Raw genomic sequence first — 12,040 nt, 5'->3', positions numbered from 1 at the left:
ACGCCGCTCCGCCCGCTATCCGGTGGCGTTGAGGCAGACCAGGAACAGCTCGGCTATGTTGGACACGCCGAGCCGTTCATAGGCCCGGCGGCGAAGCGTTCCCACCGTCGACAGGCCGATGCCCAGCGCCGCCGCGATCTCGGCATTGGCCCGTCCACCGAGCGCGGCCAGGCAAACGTCGGTTTCCCTGGGCGTCAGCCCGCGATCGAGCCGCTTCAGCCGTTCGCCGAGCACGCCGTCGAGGTCGATTCCACCGATCGACGGATCAACCAGTTCGAGATGCCTTGCGACCGCCGCGTGAATGAGCGGAGCGACCTGTTCGAGCGCGCGAACGTCCTTGCGCGGAAGCGTCGCGGCGTCTCGATCGCGATAGAGATTGACCGACATCCATCCGAGGCGCGTATGCCCGAAGATCGTCAGCCGCTGGCCCAGATCGAAACGGGCGAAGAAGGCGCGGCGGGCGGCGTTGGCCGCACCCGGATCGTCCGAGAAGAGGCGGACCGTCGCATCGCCGTCGTCCAGCCTGGCGCGCAACGCACTGCGCAGCGGATCACCCAGATAGAGCCCGAGCCGCAGATAGGCCTCGCCGGCCCGCCGGGCGATATCGCTGCCGTCCCGGCTGAACGCCAGGGCCACGACGGGGGACAGCGCCTGCTGGAACAGGAAAACGGACAGATGCGCGACTCCGACCGGCCTGGATATGCCTTCCACCACGGTGGAGGCGAAGCCGGGCCTCGCGATCGCGTCGATCGCAGCGGCGATCGTCATCCGGCCCCCTCGCCCTCCTCCATCGCGGTCCGATAGATCCAGCGGCGCATGGCCAGTCCGGGGCGATCCGACGCGAGCGATATCTCGTACCGGTCGTCCTCCGGCGTTTCGGCGATCATCCTCTCGATTTCCGTCAGCCCGACCACGTCCTCCGTGAACGCGACCGTCAACTGCTCCTGCATGAAATCCGTCACGGACGGATCGTCCTGGGCGAAATTCCGGCCATGGTGGATGAAGTAGTGCGTCGACGTCGCCGTTTCCGGAGTCGGCAAATGGGCCGTCCTGATCCCGGTCCGCCCCCGCTCGGCCTCGGCGACGTCGAGCCCGTAGAATTGCGCGGAGACGACATGGGTCGAGGGGCCCAGGAATTCCGATGTCGTGACGCGCGCCGCGTCCTTGCCGGTGAGCCCGGTCGGCTCGGCCCAGACCGGCGGCAGCCGGGTGGGAACGACCGAGCGCGTGAGGGCGAAGCGACCCGCATCCTCGTCGAGGTCCACCGCATAGGGCGCGGCGGCATAGTCCGGCGTCCCGAAGCTATGAGCGTGGAGGAAGGAGAGATGGGTCAGATCGAGAAGATTCTCGTGCAGCGCGACATAGCTCGCCGGAAGGTGGTAATATTGCTGGCTCGCCGGCCATTGTTCGTCGGCGACCCACGATCCGGTCGGGAGCTCATCGGCCGGAGCGGCATCCCCCATCCATATCCAGACGAGCGGCCCCTGCTGCCGCAGGGGATAGGACCGCACGCCGATCCCGCGCGGACATTCCCCGACCGCCGGCGCCTCGATGCACGCGCCGCCGGAATCGTAGCGCAGCCCATGATAGCCGCAGACGATGCTGTCTCCGTCGAGCTGGCTCTTGCTCAGCGGGAAGGATCGATGCACGCAGCGATCCGAAAGCGCCACCGGATCGCCGGCCGAGGTGCGGTAGAAAACCAGCGGGCGCCCAAGGATGGTGCGCGCCTTGAGGTCCCTCGCGAATTCCCAGGCGAAGCCGGCGACATACCAGCAGTTGAAGATGAAGGGCGTCGCGCGGCCCGCGAGCCGTGCGTCCGCGCGACGGGATGCCTCTTTGATCTTCGGCGCAACCTCAGCCATCCCGGCGCTCCTCGTCTCTCCGGTGTTCGAGCATTCGCCCCGATCGTAGCCCGGCCGGCAGGAACCGTCTGTCATGCCTGTGAATGACAAAGGCGGTTCCGCGCCCCCTCCACAATGCAGCCGTCGCCCCGATGTCTCAAGGCCGCCGGCCGTAGGTCCCCCAGCGCCAGAGCCATTCGACCGGGCCGTAGCGGAACCCCCGGAACCAGAACACCGCGAACAGCGCCTGGGCGGCGAGGATGACGAAGGCGACCAGCCACAGCGCCGGCCAGGACAGCCGATCCCACAGGCCCAGCCCGAAGCCCGAGAAGATCCACGCCGCGATCAGGCTCTGGCCGAGATAGAGGGTCAGCGCCATCCGTCCCATCCGCGCGAGGCCGCTCATCAGGCGCGGCCACGCTCCCTTGCGCCACAGCAGCAGGAACAGGCCGGCATGGCCGATCGTCATCGCCAGCCGCCCCGGCTGGTCGACGATGCCGCTGACCACGGTCGGCGCGCCGTCGTTGTGGAAGACCAGCACGGCGTGGATCAGGCGCAATGCGAGCCCGACCGGATAGCCGATCCGCACCATCTGCCACAGACGGCGCTCCTCGAAGCGGCTGTCGAACAGACCGATCCGGTAGAGCGCCATGCCGACCAGCATGAAGGCGAGCGCGTCGCCGATCCAGCGATAGGTGAGCGCGTTGACCGTCCAGTTCCAGCTGACGTAGCTCATATAGTCGAAGGTCTGCCAATAGCCGCCCAGCCGCGCGGCGCCCTCGCGGGCCAGCATCTCGGCCGAATAGACGGTGTCGGCGGGCTGGAAGGACGGCGCCTCCAGCCCGGCCCAGGCCGACAGCAGCAGCAGGATCACCGCCGCCGCCGAGACGAGCTGGGCCGGCGAGAGCATGTGGAGGATCATCGCGACGATCCCGGCCAGCGCATAGATCAGCAGGATGTCGCCGGGCCAGAGCAGGAATGTGGAGTCGACGATGCCGAACAGGAACAGCAGGATCAGCCGGCGCATGTAGAGGCGCGGCCGATCGGCGCTGTCGTCGTCGCCGAGGAACAGCAGCAGGCCGACCCCGAACAGCATCGAGAACAGCCCGCGCATCGTGCCGGTGATGAACAGCTGGGAGAAGCCCCAGAGCTGCCAGTCGGGTGAGGCCAGCGACGGCTCGGCCATCGGCCGGTCCATCGCGATCGGGCCGCCCATGTCGACGATGTTGATCAGCAATATGCCGCACAGGGCGAACCCGCGCAGCGCGTCGATCGACAGGAGCCGCTGGGCGGGATCGGCGGGCCGGAGGGGCGAGGACATCGGCCGGGCTTAGCCGATGCGCCTGACCTCGTCATCTATCCCCCCGACGTCATCCCGGCGAAAGCCGGGACCTCCCTTCTCTTCGTCTTTCGTGCCGAGGCGTCGAAAGGCAGGGAGATTCCAGCTTTCGCTGGAATGACGTACGGGTAGTCGGGCCTACCTCTTCGCCTTGAGCGCGGCCTGCGCCGCGGCGAGGCGGGCGATCGGCACGCGGTACGGCGAGGCCGAGACGTAATCGAGCCCGGTCGCCTCGCAGAAGGCGATCGAGGCCGGGTCGCCCCCATGCTCGCCGCAGATGCCGAGCTTGATGTCGCCACGGGTCTTGCGGCCGCGCTCGGCAGCCAGCTCGATCAGCTCGCCGACGCCGTCGACGTCGAGGCTGACGAACGGGTCCTTCGGGTAGATGCCCTTGTCGACATAGGTGGTCAGGAAGCGGCCCGCATCGTCGCGCGACACGCCCAGCGTGGTCTGGGTCAGGTCGTTGGTGCCGAACGAGAAGAACTCGCCGACCTCGGCGATCTCACCCGCCTTGAGCGCGGCGCGCGGCAGCTCGATCATCGTGCCGACCAGATAGTCGAGCGTGCGGCCCTTCTCGGCGAACACCGCCTTGGCGGCCTTGTCGATCACCGCCTTCATCAGCTCCAGCTCGCGCCGGGTCGCGACCAGCGGGACCATCACCTCGGGGATCGGCGCGCTTCCGCTCTTCGCGGCGACGTCGCAGGCCGCCTCGAAGATCGCGCGCGCCTGCATCTCGTAGATCTCGGGATAGGTCACGCCGAGGCGGCAGCCGCGATGGCCGAGCATCGGGTTGAACTCGTGCAGCTCGGCGGCGCGGCGCTTGAGCGCCTCGATGCCGATGCCGGTCGCCGTCGCCACCTCGGCGAACTCCTCCTCCTCATGCGGCAGGAATTCGTGGAGCGGCGGATCGAGCAGACGGATCGTGACCGGCAGGCCGGCCATGATCTCGAAAATCTCGGTGAAGTCGGCGCGCTGCTCGGGCAGCAGCTTGTCGAGCGCGACGCGACGGCCCTTCTCGTCCTCGGCCAGGATCATCTGGCGAACCGCGGTGATGCGGGCGGCGTCGAAGAACATATGCTCGGTGCGGCACAGGCCGACGCCCTCGGCGCCGAAGATGCGCGCGGTCTTGCAGTCGAGCGGCGTCTCGGCATTGGCGCGGACCTTGAGGCGGCGGACCTGGTCGGCCCAGCCCATCAACGTGCCGAAGTCGCCCGCCAGCTCGGGCTGGACGGTCGGGACGGCGCCCAGCATCACCTCGCCGGTCGCGCCGTCGATGGTGATGACGTCGCCCTCGCGCACCTCGCGGCCGGCGACGCGGAAGACCTTCGCCTTGGCGTCGATCGCGAGCGTGCCGACGCCCGACACGCAGGGACGGCCCATGCCGCGCGCGACCACCGCCGCGTGGCTGGTCATGCCGCCGCGCGCCGTCAGGATGCCCTTGGCGGCATGCATGCCGTGGATGTCCTCGGGGCTGGTCTCGACGCGGACCAGGATCACCGCATCGCCCAGTTCGGCGCGCTTCTCGGCGGTCTCGGCATCGAACACGACGAGGCCCGAGGCGGCGCCCGGCGAAGCCGGCAAGCCCTTGGCGATCACGTCGCGCGGCGCCTGCGGGTCGAGGGTCGGGTGGAGAAGCTGGTCGAGCGCGGCCGGATCGACGCGGGCGACGGCCTCCTCGCGGGTGATCAGCCCCTCGTTCGCCATGTCGACCGCGATCTTGAGCGCGGCCTTGGCGGTGCGCTTGCCCGAACGGGTCTGGAGCATCCAGAGCTTGCCCTGCTGCACCGTGAACTCGATGTCCTGCATGTCCCGATAATGGGTCTCCAGCAGGTCGAACACCTTGGCCAGTTCGCCATAGACCTCGGGCAGCGCCTCCTCCATCGAGGCGGGCTTGGCGCCGGCGGTCTCGCGCGCGATCCTGGTCAGATATTGCGGGGTGCGGATGCCGGCGACGACGTCCTCGCCCTGCGCGTTGATCAGGAACTCGCCATAATAAGCGCGGTCGCCCTTCGACGGATCGCGGGTGAAGGCGACGCCGGTGGCCGAGGTGTCGCCCATGTTGCCGAACACCATCGCCTGGACGTTGACCGCGGTGCCCCAGTCGCCCGGAATGTCGTTGAGGCGGCGATAGACCTTCGCGCGCTCCGACTGCCAGGAGCCGAACACCGCGCCGATCGCGCCCCAGAGCTGCTCGTGCACGTCCTGCGGGAAGGGCTTGTCCCACATCTCCGCGACCAGTTCCTGGTAGCGCTTGACGAGCGCCTGCCAGTCGTCGGCGGTCATCTCGGTATCGAGATTGTAGCCCTTGTCCTCCTTGGCGATCTCGAGCGCTTCCTCGAAGGCGCTGTGATCGAGCTCCAGGACGACGTCCGAATACATCTGGATGAAGCGGCGATAGCTGTCCCACGCGAAGCGGGCGTCACCCGACACGGCGGCGAGGCCGACCACGGTCTCGTCGTTGAGGCCGAGGTTGAGGACGGTGTCCATCATCCCCGGCATCGAGGCGCGCGCGCCCGAACGGACCGACACCAGCAGCGGATCGGCGGCGACGCCGAACTTCTTGTTGGTGATCGCCTCGATATGGGCGATGCCGTTGGCGACCTCGCTCCTCAGGCTGTCGGGGAATTGCTGGCCCTCGTCATAATAACGCTGGCACATCTCGGTCGAGATGGTGAAGCCGGGCGGAACCGGCAGGCCGATCGAGGCCATTTCGGCGAGGTTCGCACCCTTTCCGCCGAGGAGGTTCCTGTCACCCTTGCCGCCGTCGGAAACGCCGCCGCCGAACCGATAGACATATTGCGTCGTCATACGCCCGTCACTCTCCCCATCACGACCCGCTCCCGGCAGGGAGCACGGCAATCGAATCAGCCCTCGATGTTCGAGAAGTCGGCGACGTTGTGCACCGCAACACGGATTTTTTCAAGCAGCGCGAGCCGAGTGTTTCTTTTCGATGACGAAGAATCGTTGACGATGACCTGATCGAAGAAGGCGTCGATCGGCCCGCGCAACGTGGCGAGAGCGGCCATCGCGCCCGCGAAATCCTCCGCTTCGACCGCCGCCGCGGCCTTCGGCTCGGCCGCGTCGAGCGCGGCGATCAGTGCCGATTCCGCGACTTCCGGTTGGTAATCCGGGGTCGCCGAGGCGCCTTCGGGCACCCCGCCCTCCTTCCTGAGGATGTTGGCCGCGCGCTTGTAGCCGGCGAGCAGATTCGCGCCGTCCTCGGTCTCGACGAACGCCTGGAGCGCCTTCACCCGCGCCAGCAGGCGGACGAGATCATCCTCCCCGCCCAGCGCGAACACCGCGTCGATCAGGTCGTGGCGGACGCCCGCCTCGCGCTGCTGGACCTTCAGGCGGTCGGCGAAGAAGTCGAGCAGCTCGGCGCTGTCGAGCCCGCTCGCGCCGAGCCCCGTCTTGGCCTGCTCGATCGTCGCCAGCAGGTTCATGCGGGTGCCGTTGACGAGGATCGTCTGGATCGTCTGCAACGCGGCGCGGCGCAGCGCGAACGGGTCCTTCGACCCGGTCGGCTTGATCCCGCGCGCGAAGAAGGCAACCAGCGTGTCGATGCGGTCGGCCAACGCGACGCAGGCCGGGATGCAACCCTCGACCGCCGCGACATATTGCTGCTTGAGCGCGGAGACGGTGCCCGGCTTCTCGCCGCGCTTCTCGGCATAATAGCCGCCCATCACGCCCTGCAGCTCGGGGAACTCGCCGACCATGGCGGTGGCGAGATCGGCCTTGGCGAGCAGGCCCGCGCGGCGCGCCGTCTCCGGATCGCGCTCGGGGAAATAGGCGTGCGCGATCCAGGCCGCGAGCGCCGCGATGCGATCGGCCTTCTCGCGCAGCGTGCCCATGCCCTCGTAGAAGAGCATCGCCTCCAGCTTGGGGAGATAATCGTCGAGCGGAACCTTCAGATCCTGCTCCCAGAAGAATTTCGCGTCCGACAGCCGCGCCGCCAGCACCTTGCCGTTGCCCGCGACGATCGCCGCGCCGCCGTCCCTGGCGCTGATGTTGGCGGTGCAGATGAAGGCCGGGGCGAGCTTGCCCTCGGCGTCGTTGAGCACGAAATATTTCTGGTTGGTGCGCAGGGTGAGCTGGATCACCTCGCGCGGCACCTCCAGGAAGGCCGGGTCGAAATGACCGAGCAGCGGCACCGGCCATTCGGTGAGGCCGGCATTCTCGGCGACCAGCCCCTCGTCGGGGATGACCGTCATGCCCTGCCCCGCCGCCAGCTCGGCGGCGCGGGCGCGGATGATGTCGCGGCGCTCGGCATGGTCGACGATGACGTGGCAGGCGCGCAGCTTCCCGGCATAGTCGGCGGCGCTGCCGATCGTGATGATGCCGGGATGGTGGAAGCGGTGGCCGACCGTCGCCGCGCCGCTCGCCACGCCGTCGATCTCGAACGGCACGATCTCCTCGCCGAGCAGGGCGACGATGCCCTGGAGCGGGCGGACCCAGCGCAGCGCGGCGGTCGACAGCGAGGCGGTGCCCCAGCGCATCGACTTGGGCCAGGGGAAGTTGCGGACGATCGCGGGGATCGCCTCGGCCAGCACCGCGGCGGTCGCACGGCCCGGCTTCTCGATCACCGCGAACAGCGTGCCGTCGCGCTCGACGAGTTGTTCGCGGGTCAGGCCGGTCTTGCGCAGGAAGCCTTCGAGCGCCTGCGGCGGCGCGGAGGCCTTGGGCCCCTTCAGCTCCTCCGACACCGCCGCCGTCTCGATCGGCAGGCCGTGCGCGATCAGCGCGAGGCGGCGCGGGGTGACGTAGGAGGTGATGCCGTCAGGCTTGAGACCGGCCTTGGCCAGTTCCTCGGTGAACAGGCGGGCGAGGTCGGCCGACGCCTTCTCCTGCATCCGCGCGGGGATTTCCTCGGAGAGGAGTTCGAGCAGGAAATCAGCCACGGGCCTTCTCCCCTATCGTCATCCCGGCGAAAGCCGGGATCTCCCTGCCTTCGTGCCGGCCGCGGGAAGAAAGAAGTGAGATCCCGGCTTTCGCCGGGATGACGCTATTGGAAAGCATGATCAGGCCTCCCACCCGTTATGCGCCATCCAGGCGGCGCAGGCGCCCTTCGCCAGGTCACGGACGCGGCCGATATAGGCCTGGCGCTCGGCGACCGAAATCACGCCGCGCGCCTGGAGGGTGTTGAAGATGTGACTGGCCTTGATCGCCTGGTCATAGGCGGGCAGCGGCAGGGGCCTGTCGCGTTCGAGCAGCGCGCGGCACTCGTCGGCGGCCAGGGTGAACTGCTTGAACAGCGTGTCGGTGTTCGCGGCCTCGAAATTATAGGCGCTGAACTGGCGCTCATTCTCCAGGAAGACGTCGCCATAGGTGACGCCCTCGTCGTTGAAGGCGAGGTCATAGACCCGGTCGACGCCCTGGATGTACATCGCCAGCCGTTCGAGCCCATAGGTCAGCTCGCCCGCGACCGGCTTGCAGTCGAAGCCGCCGACCTGCTGGAAATAGGTGAACTGGGTCACCTCCATCCCGTCGCACCACACTTCCCAGCCGAGCCCCCAGGCGCCGAGCGTCGGGCTCTCCCAATCGTCCTCGACGAAGCGGATGTCGTGCGCCAGCGGGTCGATGCCGATCCGTTCCAGGCTGCCGAGATAGAGCTCCTGCAGGTTGGCGGGCGATGGCTTCAGGATCACCTGATACTGGTAATAATGGCCGAGCCGGTTGGGGTTCTCGCCATAGCGGCCGTCGGTCGGCCGGCGCGACGGCTGGACATAGGCCGCCTTCCACGGCTGCGGGCCGAGCGCGCGCAGCGTGGTCGAGGGATGGAAGGTACCCGCGCCCATCTCCATGTCGTACGGCTGGAGGATCAGGCAGCCCTGGTCGCTCCAATAGTCGTGGAGCGTCAGGATCAGGCGCTGGAACGATAGCGGCTTGGTCGCCAAGGTCGGGTCCTTCGAGGCGGTTGGGAACGTGACCGGCCCTTTGCGTCAGGGGGCGCGGCGGGTCAAGGATGGCGAGGCTCCCCGGCCCCTTGCCCATGCGGCGGAAAAGCGAGAGGGGCTCGCAATTCGCGCCGTCCGTTTCTAGATCACAACCATGTCCTTCTTCCGCCGCGCGCTTGCCGCACTCCTCGCCTTCACCCTAGCGGCCCCGGCCACGGCCTCGCCCGCCCTGTGGAAGTTCGGCGACGCGGACACGACGATCTACCTGTTCGGCACGATCCACGCGCTGCCGCCCGGCTATAAATGGCAGGACGCGCGGATCGAGAAGGCGATGGCGGCGTCGGACACGCTGGTGATCGAGACGCTGCTCGACAAGGACCCGCAGGCGATCGCCAGCCTGTTCCCGCCGCCCGACCCGACCCTGCCGCCGATCCTGGAGCGGGTGCCCGAGAAGAGCCGCCCGGCCTTCGCCGCGGTGCTCAAGAAATCGGGCCTCGACCCGGCCATGCTCAGCCGCATGCCGACCTGGCAGGCGAGCTTCATGCTGATGGGCGCGATGATGAAGGACCTGGGCATCCAGCGCGACGCCGGCGTGGAGGACAGCCTGATGCCCGCCTTCGCCCCGCCGCCCTCCCCCGACGCCAAGGACGCCAGCCCCGCAAGGTCGAGGCGCTGGAGACCGCGTCCGAGCAGCTCGCCCTGTTCGCCAACCTGTCCGAGACCGACCAGCGCGAGATGCTGGCGAGCTTCGCCGACGGACAGGGCGACGCCAAGGAAGACTATGCCAGGCTCCTCGCCGCCTGGGCGAGCGGCAACGAGGCGGCGATCGCCAAGGCCTTCGCCGACGACAAGGACCTGACCCCGCACCTGCGCGAGATATTGCTGCGCCGGCGCAACGCCAACTGGGCCGAATGGCTGAAGAAGCGGCTGGCGACGCCGGGCACGGTGTTCGTCGCGGTCGGCGCCGGGCATCTGGCGGGGCCGCTGTCGGTACAATCGATGCTCGCCGCCGAGGGCATCACCGTAGAGCGCATCTGGAACCAGCGTGACCGCAAGCAACGACCCACTCGCCACTGAGATCGCCACCGACGCCAATTTCGACGCGCAGCGCTACCTGCTCTGCTGCGGCGATCTCGCGGACCCGTATCGCGACGGCCTCGACCCGTGGGAGCATTTCGACCGGCACGGCCGCCACGAAGGACGGCGCCAGCTTGCCGGCGGCCCCGCCGTCGCGCCCGCGGATCGGACGCCCGGCGTCACGCTCTGCGGAATCGCGCGCAACGAGGGGCCCTATCTGCTCGAATGGATCGCCTGGCACCGGCTCTGCGGCGTCGAGCGCATCATCCTCTATTCGAACGAGAGCGACGACGGCAGCGACGCCCTGCTCGCCCGGCTCGGCGCGCTCGGCGTCATCGACTATCGTCCCTGGCCGGGGGTCGAGGGACGATCGTCGCAGATTGCCGCCTATCAGGATGCGATCGTCCGCTGCGCGACGCGCTGGATCGCCTTTCTCGACCTCGACGAGTTCCTCAACCTGAAGCAGGCCGCGACGGTCGGCGACTTCCTGGCCGGCCTGCCCGCGGACACCAGCGCGGTGGGCCTCAACTGGCGGGTGTTCGGATCGGCCGGCCGGCTGGAGAAGGAAGCCGGGCTGGTGACCGAGCGCTTCACCCGCGCCGCCCCGCTCGACCATCCCAGCAGCCGGCAGATCAAGACGATCGCGGTCGCGGCCGACATCTGCAAGGTCACCGCGCACCGCGTCCGCCTGATGCGTGGGCGCGGCCGCTATGTCGACGCGGCGGGCGCGCCGCTCGACCCCGGCCGAGGCTTCGCGCCCGCCCGGCACGGCCACGCGCAGGTTAACCACTATGTGTTGAAATCGCGCGCCGAGTTCGAGTCGAAGCGGGCGCGCGGATCGGCGTTGCGGGCGGTCGGCGACCCGATGAAATTTACCCATCGCGACGGCAGCTATTTCGACGACCACGACCGCAACGAGGAAGCCGACGAGACCATCCTGGCCGGAAACGCCCGGCTCCACGGGGAGATCGCGATGCTCGGGCGGCTGCTCGACATGCCCGAAACAATTGGTGGATAAGTTCCCGGATTCACACGGTTTGTTTACCTACGTAAAAATCGGGACTGGCCTTTAAGAGCGCGTTAACCTTTTACCTTCATTAACGGCGTGGTTAACAGAGGTTGACGGGAAGCGCGGAGCAAGCGGGCTCCTCTCCCGGCAGATGAGCAGGAAGACATCCCATGCGCGTATTGCTGATCGAGGACGATCCCACGACCGCCAAGAGCATCGAGCTGATGCTCGGCGCCGAAGGCTTCAACGTCTATACCACCGACCTCGGCGAGGAAGGCCTCGATCTGGGCAAGCTCTATGATTACGACATCATCGCGCTCGACCTGAACCTGCCCGACATGCACGGCTACGACGTGCTCAAGAAGCTGCGCGGCGCCAAGGTGCAGACCCCGGTGATGATCCTGTCGGGCATCGGCGAGATGGACTCGAAGGTCCGCGCGCTGGGCTTCGGCGCCGACGACTATGTCACCAAGCCCTTCCACCGCGAGGAGCTGGTCGCCCGCATCCACGCGATCGTCCGCCGCTCGAAGGGCCACAGCCAGTCGGTGATCCGCACCGGCAAGCTGGCGGTGAACCTGGACGCCAAGACCGTCGAGGTCGACGGCGCCCGCGTCCACCTGACCGGCAAGGAATATGCGATGCTCGAGCTGCTGTCGCTGCGCAAGGGCACGACGCTGACCAAGGAGATGTTCCTCAACCATCTCTATGGCGGGATGGACGAGCCCGAGCTGAAGATCATCGACGTCTTCATCTGCAAGCTCCGCAAGAAGCTGAGCCTCGCCTGCGGCGGCGACAATTATATCGAGACCGTGTGGGGCCGCGGCTATGTGCTGCGCGATCCCGAAGAGGGCCAGGTCGCCGCCTGACCCCGTCACCGGAT

The 12,040-nt window shown here is 68.0% G+C and carries 9 protein-coding genes and 1 pseudogene; 4 read left to right on the top strand and 6 right to left on the bottom strand.

The features are described 5' to 3' along the window. Positions 1-15: 15 nt before the first annotated feature. From HRJ34_RS01690 to HRJ34_RS01665, 6 genes are all read right to left on the bottom strand, one after another. Positions 16-768 (bottom strand): helix-turn-helix transcriptional regulator, encoded by a 753-nt coding sequence (locus HRJ34_RS01690; RefSeq protein WP_208633174.1) that lies wholly within the window; start codon positions 766-768, stop codon positions 16-18. Further along, positions 765-1,862: an aromatic ring-hydroxylating dioxygenase subunit alpha gene (locus HRJ34_RS01685; RefSeq protein WP_012051034.1), complete on the bottom strand. Its 1,098-nt coding sequence runs from the start codon at positions 1,860-1,862 to the stop codon at positions 765-767. Before HRJ34_RS01685 ends, HRJ34_RS01690 begins: the two co-directional genes overlap by 4 nt. A 136-nt stretch (positions 1,863-1,998) precedes the next feature. Beyond that, entirely contained in the window at positions 1,999-3,162 is a 1,164-nt protein-coding gene (locus HRJ34_RS01680) for a DUF418 domain-containing protein (protein WP_208633173.1), read from the bottom strand. Between the two features lie 156 nt (positions 3,163-3,318). Then, positions 3,319-5,988 carry a pyruvate, phosphate dikinase gene (ppdK, locus tag HRJ34_RS01675; protein WP_012051032.1) on the bottom strand — a complete coding sequence of 890 codons (2,670 nt, stop codon included), beginning with the start codon at positions 5,986-5,988 and terminating at the stop codon, positions 3,319-3,321. 56 nt (positions 5,989-6,044) lie between these two features. Then, the gene (glyS, locus tag HRJ34_RS01670) at positions 6,045-8,078 is read right to left on the bottom strand and encodes a glycine--tRNA ligase subunit beta (protein ID WP_208633172.1); all 2,034 of its coding nucleotides are present in this window, start codon (positions 8,076-8,078) and stop codon (positions 6,045-6,047) included. Positions 8,079-8,198: 120 nt separating this feature from the next. Next, positions 8,199-9,074 carry a glycine--tRNA ligase subunit alpha gene (locus tag HRJ34_RS01665; RefSeq protein WP_208633171.1) on the bottom strand — a complete coding sequence of 292 codons (876 nt, stop codon included), beginning with the start codon at positions 9,072-9,074 and terminating at the stop codon, positions 8,199-8,201. 154 nt (positions 9,075-9,228) lie between these two features. On the opposite strand from HRJ34_RS01665, the pseudogene HRJ34_RS29415 reads away from it, so the two are divergent. The 4 genes and pseudogenes from HRJ34_RS29415 to ctrA all read left to right on the top strand — a co-directional run. Next, positions 9,229-9,621: pseudogene (locus HRJ34_RS29415) on the top strand (TraB/GumN family protein); the annotation flags it as partial. Next, entirely contained in the window at positions 9,561-10,151 is a 591-nt protein-coding gene (locus tag HRJ34_RS29410) for a TraB/GumN family protein (protein ID WP_264319428.1), read from the top strand. The pseudogene HRJ34_RS29415 and the gene HRJ34_RS29410, both read left to right, overlap by 61 nt. After that, a complete protein-coding gene (locus HRJ34_RS01655) occupies positions 10,120-11,169 on the top strand; it encodes a glycosyltransferase family 2 protein (protein WP_012051028.1) in 1,050 nt (349 codons plus the stop codon). The genes HRJ34_RS29410 and HRJ34_RS01655 overlap by 32 nt, the downstream gene beginning before the upstream one ends. A gap of 161 nt (positions 11,170-11,330) precedes the next feature. Beyond that, positions 11,331-12,026 (top strand): response regulator transcription factor CtrA, encoded by a 696-nt coding sequence (gene ctrA / locus HRJ34_RS01650; protein ID WP_016746083.1) that lies wholly within the window; start codon positions 11,331-11,333, stop codon positions 12,024-12,026. The last annotated feature ends 14 nt before the right edge of the window (positions 12,027-12,040 follow it).

This window comes from Rhizorhabdus wittichii, from assembly GCF_017607425.1.
GTDB classification, from domain to species: Bacteria; Pseudomonadota; Alphaproteobacteria; order Sphingomonadales; family Sphingomonadaceae; genus Rhizorhabdus; species Rhizorhabdus wittichii.
The sequence above is the reverse complement of the archived record's forward strand: the minus strand, read 5'-3'. Positions and strand labels throughout refer to the sequence as shown.